Raw genomic sequence first — 24,698 nt, forward strand, 5'->3', positions numbered from 1 at the left:
CGAGTATTTTTTTATAAAACATCTGTTTTGTTTATTACTTGCTTTCCCATGCATTAAAATGTTCCCCAATAACAAAAACATACATCATTCTTGTAACTGTTTATGCAAAATCCGTCGCAGTGTCAAAATCGTTTGTGGATTGGTTTGAATACTATGACCGCCATTGATAATGGTCTCAGACGCCGCGCCATCTAAGTGCGCACTGGTATAAGGCACAATACCGTCTGATAAACGTTGGGTTAGGGCTTGACTGATATTTTTATCAACAGTGACGGCAGCGACCAGTGGCTCAGGAGGCAGCTCTGATGTGTCATCTGACACGCGGGCACTTGCGCGTTCGTCTTTAGCGTCTTCTTCTAGCGCTTGCGATAAATCAATTTTGGCACCGTCAGGCTGTGCTTGGGCCAGTCCTTTGGTGATATCAGCATCATTATTGGCAATAATCGAATGATAAGTGACACGACTATTGATCGTCAGATCTTTGGTCAGCTCAATAAAAGAAGAGTCATCGCTTAGCTGGCTGGCACCGTTTTGCAAATACAAAGCGCCCAACGGGTTTTGTGCCAGATCGCCTTGCGTGGCAATCGTTGCCAAGTTGTCAGTCACTGTTTTTACCAAACCGACTGGCAGATAGACAATGCGGCGCAGCGCCCGCGTAAACCAGCGGTCTGCATAGTCAGTGCCGCGAAAAGGTGCAGATAAAAAGACAGCGGTGTCTACTTGTGGCAAGGATTGTAGCTCAAACCGTTTTTTTAATTCCTTTTCACCAAACGATTCTTTTAGTGCATCGCGGATTTGCCGTTTTTCACTACTAGAGAGAATGTCTTGATCATCAAGTCTGTCCAAATCATCGACCAAATTATCATCGGACAGCATCATGCGCGCGATAAGGGCACCCATGCTGTGGCTAATGATCACGCTGTTTTTACTGGCGCGATTTTGTCCTGTTGGGTCCGTCTGCTCGTAAGTCGTGTTGATTAATTGCTGAATCTGATAGCGGTTTTCTAAAATAGGCAAATTGGTTGGATAAAATATTTGCCAAACCTGGTAATTGTCGCGCAGTTTGTCATCATTGAGAATATCGTTGGTGAGATTGACCCACGTGGCTGGGCTAGAGGCCAAACCATGTAGCATAATGATGACACGCTTGTCAGGGTCATAAGGTTCGAGCATAAACAGTTTGGGCAGACGAGCATCTGGCTGGCGTGTGATGAGGTTCAAATAACCCACACTATCCAACTGGTTTTCTGCCAGCCACATTCCATAACCTGCTGAGAAATTGGCTGCTAATGGATAGTTATCGTTAAGAATATTGACGGTTTCAGTTTGATATGGATTGTATAGATGGATATCGAGCTGGCGACTGCTCAGCACATCCAGCACGCTATCACCACTTGGTTTGATCAAACCAGTTAGCAGGAGATGACCAGTAGGATAAATGCGTGAGCTTGGCTCGCTATCTTTTGTATTGTCACTCTCATTGGTTAATCGACCCGATAGTGATGATGATAATAATTGGCGAATCGTGATGGTGTAACGATCATCGAGAGAAGCGACTAAGCTGATACCTAAACCGGGACGTTTGCTAACAGAATTCAGCCCAGAGAGACGTAGCTCGTAAGTAGAAACTAAGTCAGCAAGCGCAGAGTCTTGCTTATGAGCATTTTGCAAATAGTTGTTTTCATTGGGCAAATAGATGCCGAGGTCATAATCATCTACTTGTACTTTCATGACCTTGACTTGGTCGGTCGCTTTACCTTTTAGCGGGGCTCGGTTGGCAATCGCTGCTTGATCGCTACTATCGCGCCTAGCAGAAGGGATGGTTAAGTATTCTACTTTTTTGCCATTCATCAATTTATCTGAGTTTTCGGTCGATCGATAAAGCTGCGTGATGACATCATTGCTGGCAGCGTTATAGATATCTTGGGTCTGAATATCGTTGTCAGTTGGGATGCGGGTTTGCGTGTGAGCACTACTATAGCTTTCATCAGCACCCTCAAAATCATGAGTCAGACTGTCATAAAACAAATAGGTATAGCTATATTTAATCGCATCAAACAGTCTGTCCTGATAATTGTTTAAGCAAAGAGTGGTCTCTTCTTGCTGCGTTTTGGCATCGTCGTCGCTCAAAGGCGCATTGGCATAGTATGGGTCAAGTGGTGGACGGGCAAGTGCATTGCGGCAGTTTTGTGAGTCAGCAAGCTGGCGCGCTTTTGCGTAGTGCAGTTCTGCAAAAATTGCCAGTGCAGGTCGATAGTGTTTATTTAAAATACTGTCCGTGAGCTGAGTCAAGCACAAGTCGAATTGCTGCATACAAGCTTGCTCATCAAGACCTGCTGATAGCAAGGCAGATGCCGTATCGCTGCTTAGTTGATTATCAGTGACGATATTACCGCGCTGTGCTGAGATGGTCTTGGCCGATGCTTGTTTTTCTACCGAGACGACACTACAGGCTGGTAGCAGCATTGCCGCTGTCAATAATGCAACTGAGGCGATAGGCAGCATTTTTTTATTGGCTTGCGTTACCGTGTTTTTGCTAGGGCTAGCAGAAGTCATAGGTCAGTCCGGTAAAAAAGAAGTGATGAGAAAACCAGCAATGGAAGTGCTATTGGTTATGGTAGAGTTTAGCGTAACTTTTGATATTAGACTATTTTATTTGAAGGGTTATAACCAAGCGCTATATATCGAATGACTTTTTTAAAGGATGGTTATTGTTTTGAGATACACTTAAATTTTTGGGTAAAAAGGGCATTCATTTAGACAAAGTAGGAAAAGACAGGGTTCTGCGCAAGCAGCTTGCTATTAGGCACAAAAAAGCCAGACATAAAAAAGCGCCTTGGCTTTATATTCATAAAAACAAAGGCGCTAGGTATTCTCAGGCTATCAAACTATTTGTTTATCTTTAGTATAGACAAACAGTACCAATTTAGGCACCTGGTTTGACATTGATATCCGGTGCAGGGATATCCCAAATGTAGAATTTGCCATCTTCAACCAGTTTGATTTGCTGAGGAATAACGGTGTTGTTAGGGTATTTTGCTTCAAGACGACGTAGGCGCTCTAGGGCGTTAGCACGGCGATCACTGAGTAGGTCTGACTGTGCCAAGCTTTGCTCTGCTTCGGTATAACCCAGAGATACGGCTCGGTCTAGATATTTTTGGCCTTCTTTAAACCCGCCACCTTCTGATAGCATCATGCCATATAAGAAGTTGGCTTCACCGCTATCTGGCTGGATTTTGAGCGCACGATCAACATACTGGCCGCCGCGTACCGTGTAGTCTGAGCCCAAGTCTAGATTACGACCCATACCATTTAGCTTGGCTGCGCGCATCAATACATCATAAGACGCATTTGGTGATTTGGCGTAAGGCTCAATCCAATCGGCCAATACTTTGATTTTTTCGCGAGTGTAATGGCGCTGAGTGCGGTTAGGGAAGTTTGGTGGATAGTGACGAGCATTCGGTGAGACGTCTGCGATAAAATCATCAAGCAAGCTGACGTCAAGCTTATCAGTACCTAGGCCTTTTTGTTGTGGAATCAAGACGGTTTTGATAAAGCTCACATCTGAGAGCTGTACTTGTGGCGTTGGAATATTTGAGAGCTGACCACTGCGCAGATCAATACCAGTCGCGGTCATCGGACCTGGCTCATAGATGCGAGTAGTACCGCTCATCACAGGGGCGTTAGCTGGATTCATCATTTGCGATGCTGGTGGCTGAGCGGGGCTGATAGGTACACGATTTGGTTGAGCATTGCTTGATTGCATCATCTGTGCTGCCTGTGCCGTGCTCAAAGGGGTACGGTTAGACTGAGTGTTGCTTGACGGCATCATTGGCTGAGTATTAACTGACTGAGCGCTATTAGCAGGCGTAGCATCTGTTGTGCTTTGAGCTGTGCTGGTCGTTGCACCTGGCCTTGCTAGACGAATCACGCGTTTACTGGAATCTACAGCGCTCGGTACAGCAGGTGCTGATGTAGCAGCAGTGTCAGCTTCTGCAGCATTCACAGGCGCAGAAAGCATCATTGCACAGGCGGCCGCGAGCGCAGTCAAGGTTGCAAGCTTTGGCGACTTGGAAGACGCGCTATTAGAGAGAGTTGCTTTCATAAAAATCATTACCTTATTTAGTCGTTATTTATTTATTAATCGGTTGATAGTCAGGATATATGTTTGCTGCAAAATCGTACAAATTTTTAATACCCTAGCAAATTAAGCTTTGCGCTATCTGTGGTAGGATTGTTACTCGCTTGGGCTGAGCAAATCGAGTATTGCTCGTCATCTCAGACATCAAATTGCTATTTGCCTTTATAAATGATAAGCGGTCGCCTTCATACGGTTGGCCATCCAGCGCATTGTCTGACGTACAGGTGGTGACAACGCAGCGCCGCCACTTGCCAGTGCTAGCTCGCGATGATGTTGCTCTTCGATATCCATTTGTGCCAGTATTTCTCTTGAGCGTTGATCATGTTCGGGTAGTTGATTGATATGATCTTGCAGGTGCTCGCTAACTTGTGCTTCTGTCTCCGCGACAAACCCCAAACTAAACTCATTTGAGATGGCGCCTGCGACTGCACCTAGGCCAAAAGACATCCCATACCAAAGCGGGGTAAACACACTCGCATGGCTACCCAGCTCATTTAAGCGCGTCTCGCACCAGACCAGATGATCGACTTCTTCTTCAGCAGAGTTCTGCATAGCTTGCTTGACGCCACTGTCTTTGGCAGCAAATGCTTGTCCATGGTAGAGACCTTGCGCGCACACTTCACCGGTATGATTGATACGCATCAGCCCTGCGACATGGCGTGCCTCTGTGATGGTCAGTTCAGGAATCTCGTCACTACTCACTGGCAATGGGCGCGTACTGGGGTTTGAGTTTGGCACGACAGCTCGTAATGCTTTGTCGACCCCAAGCAATAGCTGATCGATTTTGGATAAAGGACGCAGGGCCATGGTTCACTCCTGATGGCGTTAAATTCTATCAATAAAATAAGACTAGTGACTGCTCTAGGGCAATAATCCTGTGCACAGCTCTTATATACATTACTATAGCAAACAATCCAAATTATCGGCATCAATATTATTGCCTTGATAACCTATCGATTGCTATCGTTATTTAAGCTCAATATGGCTTATTTATATAACCACATCATCATTGGTTTGGATAACCGCCTGTTTGATATGCCTATTTAGCTTAAGGTATAAGAAGATACCAAAAACAATATTGAGCACACCTGTTACCAAAAATAGCTGCGGTAGACTTAGCCCTAATGCATTTAAGATGACAATCGCAAAAATCGCTGATGTGACCATAAATATCGCATTGAATATATTGTTGGCACCCACGATACGCGCGCGATGGCTCTTTGGCGCATAGGCCTGCATTGAGGCATATAAAGGCACAATATATAAACCGCCACTGAATCCCAATAAGAACAAATCAGCAAAAACGCGCCAGCTACCGCTCGTACCAAATAAATCACTGATACCAAGCAATGTGTCATTATTCACATTTATGTTTAGGCTTGAAAGTGAAAAGTACAAATCAATAGCAAAGATACTCAATCCAGCAATACCAAAAGGCAATAGGCGCAGGCTGACTTGGTTTTTGGTCAATGATTTGCATAGGAGCGAACCTATCGATACCCCTACTGAAAATAGCGTCAATAGAAAAATCACCACCGACTCATCACCGTGCAAAATGACTTTGCTGAACTCTGGCACTTGAGTCAAAAACGTCGCCCCATAAAACCAAAACCAGCTGTTGCCAAGAATGACAAAAAACAAGAATGGCAGAGAGTAGAGATAGCGTACCGTAGACAAGCTGATGGTGATAATATTCCAGTTAATCTTAAGATCAGGCTGCATGGCTGGCATGTTAGGGATATAGCGCGCTGCCAGATAACCCAGCACAGCAACGACCAATACGGTAGCGCTAATCCAATATAAGGAGTGTGACAGCTGAGTTAAGATACCAGCGACAATCATACCAACAAGAATGGCTAGAGAAGTGCCCATTTGAAACAGACCGTTGGCACCGACCAGCTCATCTTCTTTCATCGCCTGTGGTAGATAAGCGTACTTAATCGGTCCAAAAAAGGTCGAATGCGTGCCCATCAAAAACAACGCGACAAATAAAAGGGTGTACCATTCAAAAACAAAACCAACCGCAGCGATTGCCATGATGACTAGCTCAAGTACTTTGATAAACTGCGTGAGCTTGGATTTTTCATACTTATCAGCGATTTGTCCTGCCAATGCCGAAAACAAAAAGTAGGGCAGTATGAATAACATCGCGGCCAAATTATTTAAAATACTGACTTCCACACCCAATTGACTGGCAGCGGTATAAGTCAGAACCAGTATAAGTGCTTGTTTAAAGATATTGTCATTAAACGCACCCAAAAACTGAGTGAAAAACATGGCGCTAAAACGGCGGCGCTTAAATAGCTGAAACTGATTGGACATGAATGTTCCTACAGATGAGAAGCGGCTGATAAAGTAAGAAGAGGCGCTGAACGCAGCTTATAATGCGATAGCAATTATCAATATTATCAAAAACTTATCGAAATACAGCATAGGTTTTATCAATATTAAGCCGTATAATAGCAAGGCTTAGGTAAAAATACATGAAACCTGCGCTATGATTTCATAATTAACTAAGTTATGATTTGTAAATTTTATATGGTTGCATTAAAAGGTGCGAGCGACGGTAAAGGTGAAGGCTTGCTATCAATCAAGACTGTTTGTATGGTGTCACCCATCGAGTGCTGAATAATATGCACCAGAGACTTCCATCATGACAAGCAACGTAGTAAACCATTAATTTCAGCCCACTGCTATAAGTTTATTCACCGGTCAGACTTGGCGATAATCAATCGTTAATAATAGTATGCCGCGTGAAGGGATAGGACGTAAACATGACCCAGCCGCCTTCAACTCGAGCACGCAACATATTAATGAGGCAGCGTGACAGCGTGAGTATTCAGAACGATATCAGCATCCAAAGCACTCATGTCGGTACTCCCCGTATTCATTTTAAGCGCTCAGCGCTCTGTACCGCGCTAGCTACTAGTCTAGTTAGTGTCGCACCTGCGGCATTGGCTGAGACAATCAACACAAATATCACCAATGCATCGACCAGTAATCAAGTCGCTAAGACTCAATCAGCTAACAATCAAACAGCCAATAATACATCAGGCGCACTATCAGACGATGATACCCAGCTCGATGCTGCCCTAGATGCACTACGTCTAAAAAAAGCAGTGGAGCAAGGCATTATTGATCAGTCGGTCTTGGACGACTATAGCGAACAAACACTAGGTATCAAAAAATCAGGCGCTAACTCGTCATCTTCTCAGAATGACAGTGCCCGAAATAATAATCACAATAGTGGCCTGCAAGATTCAAATCGTTTCGACGAGGATATGTACGTAGAAGGCATGCAGGCAGATCTATCTAATGATGATTTGTTGCAGCAAGCAACAGCGATACAGCAGCAAGGCTATCAGATGATGACGCCTGAGCAGATTGATCGTGAGCTGGCGGCGCTCGATTTACAAAACACCCAAGATATCGACAGCATTAACAACGACAGTGCCTTTGATGCGCCAATTGCCACATTGAACGACACAGCGCCGCCCATCGGCTTAGATGTTGACTTAGATGCGACCAACTTGCCTATGCCTAGCAATCTTGACACACTGGGTAGAAGTGAGGCCGCAGCAGAACAGGCAGCCACAGCTGAAATTATGTCACGTCCCATTAACGTGAGTGACTCTGTCAGCAGTGGCAATGTCAATGCGGCAAATGGCATTAATGATGAGATAATAGCAGGTAATAGCGATATAACTGATGGCGGTAACATGCCCTCAGATGTGATTGATCCTGAAGACTACCTACCGGATTATCAGAATGATACTCAGGCCGTCAATCAAAGCATCGAGCAAGCTGACCAGTCAAAACCACTTGCACGTAATAAAAGCAACATTGTCAAGCGTCTCTATAATCGCTTTTTCAATGGTGGTGTGATGGCGTTACCAAGTGTGGAGACCACAGTTTATATACAACAAGCTGGCGCCGAAGATACGGCAAATGGTCAACCAAAACTCATCAAAGCTGACGACGATATTCAGCCAATGAAGAATATTAAAGCGGCCCTTGATGATACGACAGTACAGTCGGTCATTGATTTTACCGCAGCGCTACCACGTTTGCGTCAAACGGCATTGGATGCTGCCAAAGCAGTGGGTTACTATGATGTGACTCTCAGCCTGCGTCAGCCTACGCGTGATACGATCAATGTGGTGATCGAAGAGCTGGGCGAGCCTGTTATTGTAGACAGCCGTATCGTTGATATCCGCGGTGAGGGCGGTGAGCAAGCAGAGTTTGTCGCGCTTGAAAAAGAATTACCGCCGCAAGAAGGGGATATTTTTAACCACCGTGTCTACAAGAGTAGTAAAGCGGCGCTTGAGTCTTTGAGTAATACCTATGGGTATTTTGATCAGTATTGGTTAAACAAATCTGTCGATATTATCTTACCAGACAACAAAGCGGACATGTCTTTGGTCTACAACACAGGCGACCGCTACGAGTTTGATGATGTTGTTTTCTTTACCTATGACAAAGAAACCAACACGCTGACACAAGACCCTGACAAACTCCCAGTAGAATTGTCGTTATTGCAGCAGTTGTATGAGTTTGCGCCGGGTGACCCATTCTATCGTCCATCAGTGACAAAGTTTAGTAATGACTTATCAGCGACTCGCTATTTCAACGCTGTCAACGTTGAATCGATATTACCGCCAGATGACCGGAGTGAGGCCAGTACATTGGCATTTGATAATGCACCTACCAATAGCAATGCTATATTGGATGAGGATGTTGATAAGGATGGCATCTCAGATATGACTGGAGATAATGCTACTCTAGCAGCATCCAATAATCGTTTGGCTAGTACAGAAGATACGGGTAGTAGTACTGGCGTAGAGCGTGAAAGTGCGCTTAGCAATGGTAGTGGCGAGACGGTCAATGAAGCTGATATTGCTGCTATCGAGTTTGAGGTTGATGAAGAAACGCTTGATAAGCTACAAGCGGTTAAGCAAAAAGCAGAGCGTCTAAGCCGCCTGCCGGATGACCGCGTGCTGGATGAAAAAGACCAAGAAGCGGATAACTTATTAGGCAAAATCAGTGACTCTATCAGTAATGTGGCCCAAAAAATATTCCCTGATGATGCAGACTTCACCGTTGATGAGGATTTCGTACCGCCAACGCTCGCAGGACGTAAAACACCGCAAGACGTTGCCACAAGCAAAAAAGTACCGTTGTATGTCTTTGTATACGCTGATAAGCCGCGTGATGCTCAGGTTGGTTTGGGTTACGGTACTGACACAGGCGTGCGAGCAACCGCCAAGATCGATTATAATTTGCTTAACCGTCAGGGCTATCAAGCAGGCGCAGAAACCGAAGTGTCCAGAATCAGCAAAAACGTCGCTGTCTATGCGAGCCGCCCTTGGAATCATCCACTCAATGATAAATTAGATGGGCGTCTTACTTATGAAGAAGAAGTCATTGACCAAGGCAAAGGTAACTTTGATTTATCTACCACCACTTTAAAAGCGGCTTTGGCACGTAATATTCGCCGTGATAGTGGTTGGAATCGTAGCTACTCTATGCGTTATCGTTTAGATGAGCTAGAGACTGGCGTTGACGGCGCTGCGCGGGATGATTTACCTATCCGCTTTACCTCGTCAAACCCCAAGCAGCAAGCATTGCTGTTTGGCTATGGCATGAATAAAACCGACACGGATAGTGCGACCAATCCAACGCGCGGTATGCGTCAGTATTATTCGATTGAAGCAGGTGCTGACAAAGCGCTGAGTGATACTGATTTGGCCATCGTGCGTGCTGGTGTTAGCGGTATTTATAGCTTTGGCGATGACAAAAAACATCAAGTGCTTGGTAGTTTGAATGGTGGTTATATTTGGGCAGATGATTTCTATGATGTGCCTTATAAATTGCGCTTTTTCGCAGGTGGCGACCAAAGCATCCGTGGCTATGACTACGAGAGCTTATCGCCACTAAACGATAAAGGCTATCTGACAGGCGGGCAAGTACTAGCGGTTGGTAGTGCAGAGTATAACTATGAGTTCAAACCGGGCTTTCGCGGTGCATTCTTTACCGATGTTGGTAATGCGTACGACAAAGACTTTGATGCTGAAACCAAAGTTGGCGTCGGCGTCGGTGTGCGCTGGGCCTCTCCTGTTGGGATGGTGCGTGTCGATGTCGCCGCAGGGGTGACAGAAGACAATATTCCTGTGCGATTACATTTCTTTATTGGCTCGCCGTTGTAAAAGCTTACTTCCTACATATGAACACAGATCGCTTGAACCGTTTTATTCATTACTTATCGTACCGATTGCTGGTCATCACTTTTTAACGTAGTTGAGTGTCATGCAGACAAAAAATACCCCGCCTAACAATGCACCAGATGAAGACCCAGCACAGCGCGATGCTCGTGCCGTTAGGCGCTGGTATCCGCTATCATTTTTACTCAAGCTGCTGGTGCTGGTCATTATCGTACTAGCGATTATGTTTGCGATATTTTTTTATGCAGCAGGTACTGATGCGGGTACTAAATTCATTTTAGAAAAAATCAGTGCTGAGACGGGTATCGGTTTCAAATATGGGCGCGGTAATTTGCGTGATGGTATTTGGGTGACAGATATCGATATTGAAGCCACTGAAGACCTTGAGATTTTGGTGGACAAAGCTTATGTCAAGATAGGCTGGCGTGCGATATTTGCAAAAGAAGTACACCTGAGTGATGCCGATATACAGACCATCGAAATTCTCAATAAGAAACCACCGACTGGCGAGCCGTTTGATTATAAGACGCTAAAGCTACCAGTCAATCTACGTTTTGATCACGCAAAAATCAATAAAATTATTTATAAGCAAGTGACCAAAGAGCCTATTGTTATCAACAATACTACGGCTCGCGATCTGACATGGGTTGGCAGCACTGTGACGGTCGGTCGCGGCAGCTTGCAATATGCTGATATTGTAAAAGTCAGTGCCTTACAAGGTGAGGCAGATTTACAAGGCGACTACCCACTGGATCTGAGCGCGATTGTAGAGGTGAGTGCACTTGAAAAAGCTTATATCGATCCATTGAATATCACGGCAACTGGTACGCTAAAACGTACGGTTGGGCAGGTGCGTAGCCGCTATAACGACAGCGACGTTAGCGGCGATTTTGTGGTTCAAGGCCTAGATGCAGGCGCACCGTTTCAGGCAAAACTGAAGTGGGATGATATTTTAGTCCCTTATGCAGATGACCAAAATATTCATCTAAAAAGTGGTATGGCGACTGCATCAGGGGTTATCTCTGAGATACAACTGCGCATCAACACAGAATTGACTGCCAAAGACATTCCATCCGGTCATTATCAAGGGCGCGGCGTCATTGCAGACAGTCAATTGCGTATTGACCGCTTAGAAGCCGACGTTCCCTCTGGACGTTTGCTGCTTCAGGGCATCTTAGGCTGGAAAGAGAGCTTTAATGCGACAGTGCGTGCGGCTGGTAGTAACTTTGACATTCGACGTGCGATTCCTGATGAGTATGCTGATTTTAAAGCGTATGCTCCGCAAACGCTCAATGGCAGATTATCGTTACGCTATCAGCAGCAAAACAGTACAGGTAATACAGAGATTGATGTAGACCTACGTCAGCGTGACGGCGAATATGTCAATGCCAACCTAGTGCGCGGCAAGACGTCTGCTAAATCTCAACAGACAGCGCCTTGGTATATTGATGCAAGATGGCAAAACTTGACTCGCCGTAATGTGCCTAACATAGGCAATATTGATAGTCCGCGTGGTCAAGCAGATGTCATCGTTCGTGGTTCAAACCTATCCGTCGATGCCAATGCCGTTATCAATGAACTCAATGCGGCGCCCAAAGGCAACTATGATGTGCGCTTGCGTAAAGCAGGTGACGTCATTGATATTAACCGCCTCAATTATGATGGCATCGTAGGCGACCTATCAGGAACTGGGAATATTCGGCTAGCAGGCAAAAACCGACCGTTGACATGGCAGATTGATGCAGCGACCAAGGGTTTATTGCCTAAAGAGTACCGTAGCGATTTACCACTTGAGCGCCTGACGGGCCGCCTAAGTGCTCGTGGTCGCCTGTTAAATATCACCAAAAATGGCGTTAGCGGTCAGCGCCATGTGATTACTGTCAATAATACCGACTTACAGGCACAGCTTGATGCCACGCAAAACGGTCGCGCAATCGGTATAACAGGTAGCGGTGATGCCAGTGTCGATATCGTGGGTGGTAAGTTGTCTGTATTTGACGCACGTTTTGATGGTCAGATCGATACAGCAGATGTACCAAAAGGTCGTCTATCAATCGACGCAGCGGGTACGCCAAAATTAATTAGTATCCGTAAATTGAATTATGATGGCGAAGCTGGTGCGGTGAATGCCAAAGGTGTCATTGACTTGCGTCGTAATATTGGCTGGACGGTCGATGGACGTTTCGATCAGTTTAATTTAGGGTATTTTTTGCCAAATAATTCAGCAATCATCACAGGTGATCTAAAAACCAGTGGCGAGTGGCAGGCTGCGCCTAAAAACAGCCCAAATACCGCAGGTAAATTACAGCGTTTTGCTGTGAATTTCGATGGGGTTTTGGATGCCGAGCAGTTACCAGCAGGTAAGCTGAATATTAACGCGAGCGGCGATAGTCAGCTGATCCGTATCAACCGTCTGCGGCATGTGGGCGCGGCAGGTAGTATTGATGCCAAAGGAGAGGTTGATGTGCGTCAAGGCATTGCATGGGACATTAGTGCCGTGATGGATCGCTTCAATATCGGATATTTCTTAAAGGATACACCAAGCCTTATCACGGGTAACATCGATACAGATGGACGTTGGGGCGATACGCAGCAAACAATCAATATCAGACAAGTCAATCTGAGCGGTATGCTAAAAGGCCAGCCACTTAGTGCTAAAGGCAGCTTGGCTGCAAAACTGCGCTTGCCAAAAGACTTAGCCAGCTATTTTAAGCGTCTACAAACACAAGATGCCCAAGCACAGTATAAGCAAGTGAATGCCTTGGTAGACAGTTTGAATGCTGACAACTTGATACTACGCTGGGGTGACAACTATGTGACTGCTAATGGCAATGCCAAACAGCTACAGACCAAAATCAATATCACAAGCCTAGATCAACTGTCAGATAAGCTTGCTGGCAAAGTCACTGGTGGAGCGACTTTGTCTCAACCAGTAGGTCAGGCTTTACCGACGATCTATATCGACTTGGTCGGTGAACGGATTGCACTACCGGGCTTTATTTTGCGTCAAGGTCGTATACGTGGCAAGCTGGTTAATCTAGCCAATAGTCCAAGCCAGCTTATCGTCAGCGCTGAAGGTCTGGATGCTGCGGGACAAAGCTTCGATAGTGTAAAAGCCTCCTTTAATGGGACTGAGCAATCTCATATCGTTGATCTAAATGTAGCCAATCAGCAGCTTGATGTTGGCGCTAGGCTTAAAGGTGGGTTTGATCGCGACAAGCTTCGTTGGTCAGGAGTCATCGGTAAAGGCCGCGTTAAATCCAGATACGCTACCTTAAATCAATTACAGCCAGCACAGCTGATTGTGAATTTGCCCAATAATCAAAATGGCAATAATACAGATCTCAAAGTACAGTTGGCTGCACATTGTTGGCAAGCCACGGACCAAACGGGCAAGCTATGCTTACGCAAGAACTTAGTGGCTTCTCCAGCCAGTGGTGAAGTCGATGTGGCATTGCAGAATTTAGATACGTCATTATTTTCAGTATTTTTACCAAAGGATATTGATTGGCACGGCAAGATTAATGGTAAAGCCATTGTCGGTTGGCAACGTGGTCGTCCGCCAACTATTAACACGACACTCTATTCAGACAATGGCAAAATCGGCTTGATTCAAGACGGGGATAGCACGCCTGTGACACTGCCTTATAAGCGTGTTTCACTAATCGCCTTGTCGGTGCCAGAAGGTATCAAGCTGCGTACCGACATCAATACGGGTCGCGGTGCTCGCGGTTATGCTGAAGTCGTTGTTGATCCTTACAAAACACCGAAACCCATCTCTGGTGCACTCGTGTTAAATGAGCTTGATTTGGCGATATTTAAGCCTTTCTTCCCAGGTATGAGAGTACTAAAAGGCAACGTTACAATGGCAGGAGGACTGGGCGGTACGCTAGATAAGCCGCAGTTCTATGGTGATGTGAAACTCTCTGATGGTCGCATCGCCATGTTAGACTTGCCAGTGAACCTGACCAATGTCAACACACAGGCCAAAATTCGCGGTACGCAGGCGACCATTGATGGTACGTTCAAAAGCGGTACAGGAACAGGAACTTTAACAGGAACCGTCAACTGGCAGCAAAAACTACAGGCCAAATTGAGTATCGTTGGTGAAGGGCTCGTGATTACGCAGCCGCCACTGCTCGTGGCCGAGATCAATCCTGATATCGACATCATCGTACGCCCAACGGATCGCTATGTGGATATTAAAGGCGCTATCAGCGTGCCAACCGCTACCATTCGTCCACCAGAGGCCAGCGAAGACATTGTGACTCAATCAGAAGATGTGGTAGTGCTGGATCGGCGTTTGATCGGCAACATCGATGAGGTATTGGCAATATCAAAACCTTGGTCTATCAATGCTGATATCGGTGTTGATTTGGGTGATGACATCAATTTCCGTGGTTTTGGTGCCGTTATTCCATTGGCTGGTGCGATTAACATCAACCAAAATGGCACGGGCATCATGCGTGCCAAAGGCGTGGTTCAAGTATCACGTCGTACCAATATCAATGCTTTTGGTCAAAGCCTAGAGCTAAATTATGGTCAAGTACGCTTTAATGGCGATGTCATGAAGCCCAACTTGAGTATTGAAGCGGCAAAAACCATTGATGGTAAAACAGTGGGTCTGCGTGTGAAAGGTACGACTGAAAGTCCAAATATCATCGTCTTTAATAATGCAGGATTGACCCAGCAGCAAGCGATGAATGCGCTGGTGACAGGACGAATCAATAATAAGAGCGCCACTCAAATCAGTGAGCAAGGGTTTAAATCACAAGTGACCAATAACTTGGCAGCAGCTGGATTAAGCTTTGGTCTGAGTGGTACGCGCAGTCTGACCAATCAAATCGGACAGGCCTTTGGTTTACAGAGCTTGACGGTGGATGCATCGGGTAGTAGTGAAGATACCAATGTCAATGTCACCGGTTACGTGACCCCTGACTTGTATATCCGCTACGGCGTAGGTGTTTTCAATGCGCAAAACAGTCTGTCTGTTCGCTATCAATTGACTCGTCGTATTTACGTAGAAGCCAGCTCGGCTGCTGAAAATGCGGTAGACGTGGTCTATAGTTGGCAATTCTAACGCTCTTACTTGACCGAGTGGGTATCTGATCAGTGGTATGGATTGAGACGGATTCTTATAATTATTGCTTTACAAAAAAAACGCCTCGTAATGAAGGCGTTTTTTTTGTAAAAAATGTAGTCTACTCATACAGTTATTTGGTCAGAATCAACCGATTGTTACGAGTCAAACGTAGTCGATACTCTTCGCCTTGATGCTCGATACGTACTTCTTTGGTCAGGGCAAATAGATGCTGCGACTGTAGCGTTGGCAGACGGTTTTCACGGCAGTTTAGATAACGAGAGATAACCATACTCATGGTAAATTCCTTTTGATAAGAAGTGGCTTAATAAATTAGCTATGTTCTAATGAACCTTAACGATAATCATTATCATTTAGATTGAATGAATTTGCAAGGTAATTGATAAAATAAAATGCAGTTATTGTGTAAATTTATCTAAGGCTACTGTCCCAAAGTGAGAATAGGGGGCTTTCTCCTTGTAGAAACACAGAATTTATAAGATGTATAAAAACGATAGGGACCATAAAGACAGTCGCCACGTTGTTACAGCTGCCAAGTTATATACGCAGAATCAGGCGATTAAAAAGTCATAATGAAGAGAGAAGTGAAAGGTAGAGTTATGCCAAATGAGATGAGTGGCCAATCAAAAACGAAAAACATCACCATCGTCAATGTTGCAGTTGCCGTTATTTATTATAAAACCAAGTTTTTGCTTGGATTCCGAGATGCAGCTCAGCATCAAGGCAATCGCTATGAATTTGTAGGCGGCAAAATAGAGGCTGATGAGTCAGCAGAGCAGGCATTGATTCGGGAGGTTGCTGAAGAAACAGGGATCGATATTCATCAAAATATGATGGTGAAGCTTGGGCGTTTGCATCACGACTATGGTGACAAGCAGGTGAGCTTGCAGGTTTATCAGGTTGAACTGACCGCACAGCAGTATGAACAGCACAAGCATTGTGAGTATGGATTAGAAGGCCAAGCAATGACGTGGGTTGAAAAATCTAAGCTACTAGCAGGAGCGTATCATTTGCCCGCTGCCAATAGCACTATTTTAGAATGGCTAAAGCTTCCTACAAAAATAGCGATTACGTATCCACTTGCGCATTTTTCTGCCCAGCCAAATTCAGCAGCAGCATGGGTGCACTATCATCAAGACAATCTGCCACCAGCCGCTTGGGTGTACATCCGCTTAAAAGAGACGGAGGCGGCATACATTGCTGAGCAGCTACTGGATGTGCGTCTAGATATTCTAGCGATTTTGCCGTACGACAATGACTGTCAGCGCTCCAAGACGACAATTACAGAGGCAATGATAGAGGCAAAAACGACTGGTTCGATTGTCGCTAGACACCTGACGCATTCGGTATTAATGGCATGGTTCAATGGTACTCAAGATATTACAGAGTCTGAGCAATTGGCCGACATCTCGAGTGAGCATCCACTAATAGTCAGCTGTCATGATATTGCCAGCATTCGTGCCGCTAATAAACTTGCGAGTATGCGCATACAGCAGCAGTTGTCGCCAGTGATTGGCGCTTTTTTGTCTCCTGTACTTACAACTCAGACGCATCCTGAGACGGTGCCACTTGGCTGGGAGGCGTGGTCGGCTTTGGCACAGTTAGCTGACATGCCAGTCATTGGTCTGGGCGGCTTGGTACCTAGTATGATAGATCAAGCATTGGCGCACGGCGGTGTCAGTGTCGCAGGCATTCGTCAGTTCCACGAATAAAAAACTAGAAAATGAGTGCTCATTAAGCAGTAATATCATTCACTTGACTATGTTTGCTTATTAAGATAGGTAAGTATAAATAACTGATTTTTAAGTTATTTATCTAGTCGGTAACTATGTGATTATGATGTGTGTGTACTAACGCATAAACCCATCGTTACTTACAAACCGTTGCGTTTTCATACATTGCACTACTGTTTTAATAGTCCAGCTGCCCTTAATATATATTCCATATCTACAACGCATTAATTCTAATTTTTATCAGTGAACTAACTATTAACGCATTTACCAAAATTTATAATAAAAAAGAGCGTTTGTAGCAGTAGAGTTTGGGTCGATAATTAACTCTGAAACTCAGGATCATTATAAAATCAACTCAAATAAATGATGCAGATAAAGTATTTTAACAGTCACTATTAATAACGGTATCCCTATGAAAACCAATAAGTTATCTGAGTCAGCATGGACTGACTCACAGGCAGCTGGTTCTCAATCTCAGGAGACTATACAGTCAAACAGCTATAACAATAGTCGTCATGCGCAACAAACAATAAATGCCAGTAATGATGCAAACTATAGCCATAAAAAACTGAGCAATGAAAACCTGAACAGCGAATATTCGCACCATCTGGCAGAAGCTATGCCTTCACAAGACAGCTATTTTGGATACAAAAGCGCCGACAAAAGCCTTACTAAGGTCAAAGAGTCCGCTATGAGTAACAGTCAACATCTGAAAAATAGTGATAAAGAACAATTCAACATTGCTAATGGATATAAGCGATCAGCAACATTGAATAAAGACGAGCCGCTAATCTCTGAGCTTGCAGATGACCAAGCAAGTAATTTGCAAGACAGCACCAAGCAAATCCTTGATACTTCATCAACCGCTATCAACTCGTCATACAAAGACATACCGGAGCGTATATTTATGAATGGACTTATCAAGCATACAGGCATTGCGTTAGCGATCATCATACCGCTAGCGGCATTTTCAGCCTATGCTGCAACGCCGCCCATTAATATGGCTACTACCAGTAATATGCAAGATAATGTGATGAGCGAGAAGATTACGACCGATATGCTATCAGTTAAGCCAAGCGATATTATCTATAAGCCTGCAAGCATACCAACGACAGTGGATAGTGTCGATCTCAATGAATACGCTGGGACATGGTATGAGATTGGACGTCTACCGATGTATTTCCAGCGTAAATGTGCAGGCGATGTCACGGCAAACTATACGCAAAAGACCGATGGGTCAGGCATCATCGTCACTAACAAATGCGTGAGCGAGGATGGTTCAGGTATTACGGCCGAAGGTTTGGCTAAGCCAGTCGATGAAAATGGTAGCAAACTAAAAGTGACGTTTTTACCGAAGTGGATTCGCTGGATCCCAGTCGGCCGTGCTGATTATTGGGTACTAGCACGTGATGCAGATTATAAAACTGCGCTAGTAGGGACACCTGATAAAAAATACTTATGGCTCCTAGCACGGTCGCCGAATATCAGTCAAGAAACGTATACTAAATATCGTCAGGTTGCTCAGCAGCAAGGATATGATTTGAAAGAGTTTACATTGACGTCGCAGAGCAATCAAACAGTGAATCTAGCACCATAATAGATATAATGAAAATTATTGGTTCAATTAATTAAGTGCTATGGCAATTATCATGTAAATGACGTCCTAATAAGGCAGCATATATGGCTGCCTTTATTTTTATCCTTATTTATATATGAGTCTGTATATGACGACAAAACCTATTATGCACACTAGCTAATCGGTTATTACTGGCAAAATGAGGCATTTTAGGCTAAAATCTAGGCGATTTGAATACTCTGACGTCAAGAACTGATATTGATAGTGGTCGATTATCCTATTACAGTCACCACCTAGAGCATACGCGACCTATCTTATTTATATCTCTTCATATTTTATCGATCATACATTACTGACCATAAGGATGTTTCTCGTGAGCAACGCTGATACCTTACGCCAATTACATCAAGACCACTTAAAAAACTACAACAATCAAGAGCAACAAGCCATTGAGCTGATGGGGCTATTGAGCAAGCTCTATAATGAGCAAGACGTACAAGTGACTTTGTTTGGCGAAACGCTAGACGCTACTTCAGTTGGTCAAATAATTGCGCTACATCAAAAAGCAGCATTACGTGATAACGGTGCTAAAGCCATTGATATCGCTGACACGTTGGCAATGGTAAAAGTCATCGCCGAAAACAAAGAGATTCAAGCGACTCGTATCGACGTTGGCCAATTGATTGCTAATGGTACTGATGTACAAGTCGCTCTACAGTCTATCAACAACGCTGGTGCCGTGAATGGCGCAACGGACGTTGTACTGTATGGTTTTGGTCGTATCGGTCGTATTTTGACTCGTCTGTTATTGTCACAAGCATCAAGCGCAAAAGGTTTGCAGCTAAAGGCAATCGTGGTACGTCCAGCCGCTGCTGGTGACTTGGCTAAGCGTATCTCATTGCTTGAGCGCGACTCAATCCATGGTAGATTCTTAGGTGGCATCAGTATCGATGAAGACAATAACGGCATGATCGTTAATGGTCGTTTCGTACAAGTCATCTATGCCAAAGACCCAAGCGAAATCGATTATACTGCTTATGGTATTGACAATGCGCTAGTTATCGATAACACCGGTATTTGGAAAGACGAAGCGGGCCTTGGTAAGCACCTACAGTCTACTGGCGTGAAAAAAGTACTCCTAACAGCACCTGCTGGTGGCGATATCAAAAACGTCGTTTATGGTGTGAATAACGACACCGTTGGTGATGACACAATCGTGAGTGCTGCGAGTTGTACGACCAATGCCATTACACCGACGTTAAATGTACTAAACGACGAATACGGTATCGTAAACGGTCATGTAGAGACTATTCACTCATTTACCAATGATCAGAACTTGGTTGATAACTATCACAAAGCAGACCGCCGTGGTCGTAGTGCGGTGATGAACATGGTTATCACTAGTACTGGTGCTGCAAAAGCCGTTGGTAAAGCATTACCAGAATTGAACGGTAAGCTAACGGGTAATGCTATCCGTGTACCGACACCAAATGTCAGCCTAGCAATCTTGAACTTGAATCTAAAGACCGCACCAGCAAGCGCTGATGCGCTGAATGAGTTCTTGCGTAAGATTGCTAACAGCAGCACGTGGCAGTCGCAAATTGCTTATACCGATTCTACAGAAGCGGTATCTACTGACTTTGTAGGTACCACCCATGTTGGTATCGTTGATGCCCAAGCGACTATTTTGACTGACAACCAAGCTATTGTTTATGTTTGGTATGATAATGAAGTCGGTTATAGTACTCAGGTATTGCGTTTGGCGACGCAGATGGCAGGAATCAGCTACGCTCAGATTCCAGCATAGATTACTAAATACAGTAGCGCAATAACGTTATACTAAGCCTCTCAAAGCATGGTCACTTTAAAGATTATGCTGCAATAGACTCTACTTTGCATAGCTTGGTATCACTTTAACTGTCATACTTAAACACCCGATAGTCCGATTGATTATCGGGTGTTATTGTCATAATGGGCATGACGTAACATAGCTTCTATAGATTGCTCATTTTGTCAGAACGATATAGCAAAACCTCAAAATACAACCGCTGGTTGTCACCAGTTTATCGACTGGATTGTGAATTAAGGAACGTAAGATGCGATTTATTGATGAAGCCGTCGTAACGGTAAAAGCAGGTGACGGTGGTAACGGAATCGCCAGTTTTCGCCGAGAAAAATATGTGCCACGTGGTGGACCGGATGGTGGCGATGGCGGTAAGGGCGGTGACGTCTATGTCATTGCAGAGGACAACACCAACACCCTAGTGGACTATCGCTATACGCGCCGCTATGATGCAAAACGCGGTGAAAATGGACAAAGTAAAAACTGTTCAGGTAAAGGCTCAGAGGATATTTATCTGCCTGTGCCGGTCGGTACGACGGTCGTGGATACCGAGACTGATGAAGTACTCGGTGATTTGATTGAGATTGGCCAGACGCTATTGGTCGCTAAGGGCGGCGATGGTGGTCTGGGCAATACCCATTTCAAAAGCTCGACCAACCAAGCACCGCGTAAAGCCACGTCTGGTTTTGAGGGTGAGTTAAAAGTTCTTAAGTTTGAGCTAAAAGTTGTGGCTGATGTTGGCTTGATTGGTTTGCCTAATGCTGGTAAATCGACCTTTATCCGTCAAGTCTCTGCTGCTAGACCAAAAGTGGCGGATTATCCCTTTACCACGCTAGTACCAAACTTGGGTGTGGTCGATATTGGTCGTCATCGTTCGTTCGTGATGGCAGATATCCCTGGTCTTATTGAAGGCGCATCAGAAGGCGCAGGACTTGGTATTCGCTTTTTAAAGCACGTGGCTCGTACCCGTCGTCTGTTACACTTAGTTGATGTCAAGCCTGTTGATGGTAGCGACCCGGTCGAGAACGCCCGCGTTATCCTAAATGAGCTTGAGCGTTTTTCACCTGAATTGGCCAACTTACCGCAAATTTTGGTATTGAACAAAATCGATCAGGTCAATGATGAAGACTTGAACGCGCTTTGTACACACATCGTGGCAGAGCTTGGTTGGACAGGTATGGTTTTCCGTACAGCAACGCTGACTGGTGAAGGTGTTGATGCAGTAAAATATCATTTAATGAATGATATTGAACTTGAGCGCGAGCGTGAAATAGAAGATCCTATATTCGCTGAAGCACAAAAAGAACGTTTTGAGCGTTTAGAAGCCGAAGTGCGTCTAAACACTGAAGCACAGCGTGAAGCATATCGTGCAGCTCGTAAAGCCGCGCGTGAAGGCTTAGATTTGTCCGATTTGGATGATGACGACGATGGTGTTGAGGTAATGTACGTTCCTTAAGCGGTTATACTTGAATTGTGAATTTAATCCCTACAATCAATTGATATGAAAAAAAGGAGTTTATATGGCAGATGACATAGCAAACACGACCGAAGAAGCAAGATTTGTTAAACAATCTCGCAACTTTGATATTCAGCGCGTTATTGTCAAGATTGGCTCATCATTATTGACAAATAATGGTCGAGGGTTGGATCGTACTGCCATATATGAGTGGGCAAAGCAGATTGCTAAGCTGCACAAAAAAGGTGTTGAAGTGCTGCTGGTATCGTCAGGTGCCGTTGCTGAAGGTGTGGTACGTATGGACCTTGAGGAACGCCCTAAAAAACTGGCAGCATTACAAGCCTGCGCTTCTATTGGCCAAATGGGACTGATTGAAACATGGTGGTCAGCACTGATTCAGCATGGAATTCAAAGCTCACAGCTCTTATTGACTCATGATGACTTGTCCAATCGTAGCCGTTATCTCAATACTACAGGCGCGCTCACGCAACTATTAGAATGGCGCGTGCTACCGGTCATTAACGAAAATGACACCATTACTATTGATGAGATTAAATTTGGCGATAATGACACGTTGGGTGCGATGGCAGCCGCGATGGTTAATGCAGATTTGTACATCATCTTAACCGATCAAGAAGGCGTGTTCACTGATAACCCACGTGACAATCCTGATGCCAAGATGATTCGTCAAGAACGTGCCATGGCTGATTATTTATTTGATATTGCAGGTGACGGTGGCAAGCTTGGGCGCGGTGGTATGTTAACTAAAATTCGTGCTGGTCGTCTTGCAGCAATGGGTGGTTGCCCAACCGTTATTGTGAGCGGTGCTATCGATGATGTGATCACTCGTGTTGTCTCAGGTGAGGCAGTCGGTACATTATTGACCACCAACGAAGAAGATAAAATCATCGCTCGGAAACAATGGCTTGCTGCGCATTTGCGTATGTCAGGTAGCTTGGTCGTTGATGCAGGTGCCGCAAAAGCATTGACTGAACATAACAGAAGCTTACTGCCAGTAGGCGTTGTAGAAGTTCGTGGCGGCTTTGATGAAGGTGATGTGGTAGAAATTGTTCATCAAGACACTGGTGAGCGCATAGCCGTTGGTCAGGTAAACTTCTCATCGCATGAGGCGCACCGTGTTGCCCGTGAGCGTACAGAGAAGTTTGACAAAATCTTTGGTGGTAACGAAGACCGTGTGGTGATGGTGCATCGTGACAATCTTGCGATAACTGTATAACGTATTCATGATATAGCACGGCTGTTTTTTATAGCTTATAAATATTTATTGTTATTTTATTCAACCTATTTTATTCAGCACAGTATCTATTTATAAATATGGATACTATGTTGTTTTGGAGATTTGTACATGAGTGCTTCAGACAAGAGTGACTCGATTCAGCAGCAATTTGCACCACTAAAAAATGACAGGCTGCTACGTGCATTACGCTTTGAGCCCATCGATACCACGCCAGTTTGGATGATGCGCCAAGCTGGTCGTTACTTACCAGAGTACAAAGCCACTCGTGCTGAAGCCGGCGACTTTATGAGCCTGTGCAAAGATACAGAACGTGCTACTGAAGTGACGCTCCAACCGTTACGTCGTTATGACTTAGATGCCGCGATCTTATTTAGTGACATTTTGACCATTCCTGATGCCATGGGATTGGGTTTGTATTTTGAGACTGGCGAAGGTCCTAAGTTTAAGCATCCAATTCGCAAGCAGGCTGATCTTGATAGATTGCCATTACTTGAGCCTAATGATTCTCTTGACTATGTAATGCGCGCCGTGACCAGCATTCGCAAAGCGCTAAATGGTCAAGTGCCTTTATTTGGGTTTTCTGGTAGTCCATGGACGCTCGCGACGTATATGATAGAAGGGGGTAGTTCAAAGGATTATCGTTATACCAAAGGCTTTTTGTATAGCGATCCCAGCTTTTTACATCAGTTATTAGATAAGCTTGTGACTTCGGTCATTGACTATCTCGATGCACAAATTGTGGCCGGAGCTCAGATCGTACAAATATTTGACAGTTGGGGCGGGGCGCTTGGTCATCGTCAATTTATCGAGTTTTCGCACAATTACAACAAGCGTATCGTGGCTGAACTAAAGCAACGCCATCCACAAGTACCAGTGGTATTATTTACCAAAGGTGGCGGATTATGGCTTGATATTCAGGCTGATAGCGAAGCTGACGCTTTAGGTCTAGACTGGACGATGCCGCTTGACCGCGCGCGTCAAGTACTGACTGAGAGTCAGCGCGAGTTAACCAAAAAGCATAAGAAGCTACAAAGCAGTAAAGCCATTCAAGGCAATTTAGATCCGGCAACGTTATACGGATCACCCGCCACTATCCGCTCTGAAGTGAATGCGATGCTTGATCGCGCCTATGCTAATGGCGAAAAAACTGGCTACATTGCAAACTTAGGTCATGGTATTACCCAGTGGGTGAATCCTGACAATGCCAAAGTGTTTGTTGATGCGGTACATGACTACAAGATCTAAAAGCCACGGTATTCAAAGCTATGGTATTCAAAGCCATAATATTCAGAGACGTTAGGATTGACAGACTGGTTTCATGTCTATATGGCTTTGTAAGCTAGATAAAAATATAGAATTTATTAGATAT

General features: G+C 44.7%; 13 protein-coding genes. 8 read left to right on the top strand and 5 right to left on the bottom strand.

The annotated features are described in order from the left end of the window. Positions 1–84: 84 nt before the first annotated feature. The 4 genes from AOT82_RS12975 to AOT82_RS12990 all read right to left on the bottom strand — a co-directional run bounded on the left by AOT82_RS12975 (position 85) and on the right by AOT82_RS12990 (position 6,463). The gene (locus AOT82_RS12975) at positions 85–2,556 is read right to left on the bottom strand and encodes an esterase/lipase family protein (RefSeq protein ID WP_071003487.1); all 2,472 of its coding nucleotides are present in this window, start codon (positions 2,554–2,556) and stop codon (positions 85–87) included. 370 nt (positions 2,557–2,926) lie between these two features. Continuing rightward, positions 2,927–4,105: a tetratricopeptide repeat protein gene (locus AOT82_RS12980; RefSeq protein ID WP_071003489.1), complete on the bottom strand. Its 1,179-nt coding sequence runs from the start codon at positions 4,103–4,105 to the stop codon at positions 2,927–2,929. Positions 4,106–4,303: 198 nt separating this feature from the next. Further along, positions 4,304–4,942, bottom strand: coding sequence for a 2-polyprenyl-3-methyl-6-methoxy-1,4-benzoquinone monooxygenase (gene coq7 / locus AOT82_RS12985; protein WP_197496799.1), 639 nt, complete (start codon positions 4,940–4,942; stop codon positions 4,304–4,306). A 189-nt stretch (positions 4,943–5,131) separates the two neighbouring features. After that, positions 5,132–6,463 (bottom strand): MFS transporter, encoded by a 1,332-nt coding sequence (locus tag AOT82_RS12990; RefSeq protein WP_071003492.1) that lies wholly within the window; start codon positions 6,461–6,463, stop codon positions 5,132–5,134. Between the two features lie 452 nt (positions 6,464–6,915). Here AOT82_RS12990 and AOT82_RS12995 point away from each other — a divergent pair, with 452 nt between their 5' ends. Next, positions 6,916–10,347, top strand: coding sequence for an autotransporter assembly complex protein TamA (locus tag AOT82_RS12995; RefSeq protein WP_071003494.1), 3,432 nt, complete (start codon positions 6,916–6,918; stop codon positions 10,345–10,347). 100 nt (positions 10,348–10,447) lie between these two features. Beyond that, positions 10,448–15,442 (top strand): translocation/assembly module TamB domain-containing protein, encoded by a 4,995-nt coding sequence (locus AOT82_RS13000; protein ID WP_071003495.1) that lies wholly within the window; start codon positions 10,448–10,450, stop codon positions 15,440–15,442. A 133-nt stretch (positions 15,443–15,575) separates the two neighbouring features. Here the strand turns inward: AOT82_RS13000 and hemP are convergent, their stop codons facing one another. Then, a complete protein-coding gene (hemP, locus tag AOT82_RS13705; RefSeq protein WP_379542873.1) occupies positions 15,576–15,734 on the bottom strand; it encodes a hemin uptake protein HemP in 159 nt (52 codons plus the stop codon). A 328-nt stretch (positions 15,735–16,062) separates the two neighbouring features. On the opposite strand from hemP, the gene AOT82_RS13005 reads away from it, so the two are divergent. The 6 genes from AOT82_RS13005 to hemE all read left to right on the top strand — a co-directional run bounded on the left by AOT82_RS13005 (position 16,063) and on the right by hemE (position 24,574). After that, entirely contained in the window at positions 16,063–17,175 is a 1,113-nt protein-coding gene (locus tag AOT82_RS13005; protein ID WP_071003496.1) for an NUDIX domain-containing protein, read from the top strand. A gap of 433 nt (positions 17,176–17,608) precedes the next feature. Then, on the top strand, positions 17,609–18,793 hold the full coding sequence (locus tag AOT82_RS13010; RefSeq protein WP_071003497.1) for a lipocalin family protein: 1,185 nt from the start codon (positions 17,609–17,611) through the stop codon (positions 18,791–18,793). Positions 18,794–19,136: 343 nt separating this feature from the next. Beyond that, entirely contained in the window at positions 19,137–20,579 is a 1,443-nt protein-coding gene (locus tag AOT82_RS13015) for a glyceraldehyde-3-phosphate dehydrogenase (protein WP_071003498.1), read from the top strand. Positions 20,580–20,868: 289 nt separating this feature from the next. Next, positions 20,869–22,071, top strand: coding sequence for an Obg family GTPase CgtA (gene cgtA / locus AOT82_RS13020; RefSeq protein WP_071003499.1), 1,203 nt, complete (start codon positions 20,869–20,871; stop codon positions 22,069–22,071). Between the two features lie 64 nt (positions 22,072–22,135). Continuing rightward, entirely contained in the window at positions 22,136–23,308 is a 1,173-nt protein-coding gene (gene proB / locus AOT82_RS13025) for a glutamate 5-kinase (RefSeq protein ID WP_071003500.1), read from the top strand. 129 nt (positions 23,309–23,437) lie between these two features. After that, a complete protein-coding gene (gene hemE, locus AOT82_RS13030) occupies positions 23,438–24,574 on the top strand; it encodes a uroporphyrinogen decarboxylase (protein ID WP_071003501.1) in 1,137 nt (378 codons plus the stop codon). Positions 24,575–24,698: the final 124 nt, after the last annotated feature.

The organism is Psychrobacter sp. AntiMn-1, assembly GCF_001854065.1.
Classification (GTDB): domain Bacteria; phylum Pseudomonadota; class Gammaproteobacteria; order Pseudomonadales; family Moraxellaceae; genus Psychrobacter; species Psychrobacter pacificensis.

Bases quoted from the DNA above. Each gene is read 5' to 3' on its own strand.
- cgtA (WP_071003499.1), top strand. From the start codon at position 20,869: ATGCGATTTATTGATGAAGCCGTCGTAACGGTAAAAGCAGGTGACGGT.
- AOT82_RS13000 (WP_071003495.1), top strand. From the start codon at position 10,448: ATGCAGACAAAAAATACCCCGCCTAACAATGCACCAGATGAAGACCCA.
- AOT82_RS12990 (WP_071003492.1), bottom strand. From the start codon at position 6,463: ATGTCCAATCAGTTTCAGCTATTTAAGCGCCGCCGTTTTAGCGCCATG.
- AOT82_RS13010 (WP_071003497.1), top strand. From the start codon at position 17,609: ATGAAAACCAATAAGTTATCTGAGTCAGCATGGACTGACTCACAGGCA.
- proB (WP_071003500.1), top strand. From the start codon at position 22,136: ATGGCAGATGACATAGCAAACACGACCGAAGAAGCAAGATTTGTTAAA.
- AOT82_RS13015 (WP_071003498.1), top strand. From the start codon at position 19,137: ATGTTTCTCGTGAGCAACGCTGATACCTTACGCCAATTACATCAAGAC.
- hemP (WP_379542873.1), bottom strand. From the start codon at position 15,734: ATGGTTATCTCTCGTTATCTAAACTGCCGTGAAAACCGTCTGCCAACG.
- AOT82_RS12980 (WP_071003489.1), bottom strand. From the start codon at position 4,105: ATGAAAGCAACTCTCTCTAATAGCGCGTCTTCCAAGTCGCCAAAGCTT.
- hemE (WP_071003501.1), top strand. From the start codon at position 23,438: ATGAGTGCTTCAGACAAGAGTGACTCGATTCAGCAGCAATTTGCACCA.
- AOT82_RS12995 (WP_071003494.1), top strand. From the start codon at position 6,916: ATGACCCAGCCGCCTTCAACTCGAGCACGCAACATATTAATGAGGCAG.
- AOT82_RS12975 (WP_071003487.1), bottom strand. From the start codon at position 2,556: ATGACTTCTGCTAGCCCTAGCAAAAACACGGTAACGCAAGCCAATAAA.
- AOT82_RS13005 (WP_071003496.1), top strand. From the start codon at position 16,063: ATGCCAAATGAGATGAGTGGCCAATCAAAAACGAAAAACATCACCATC.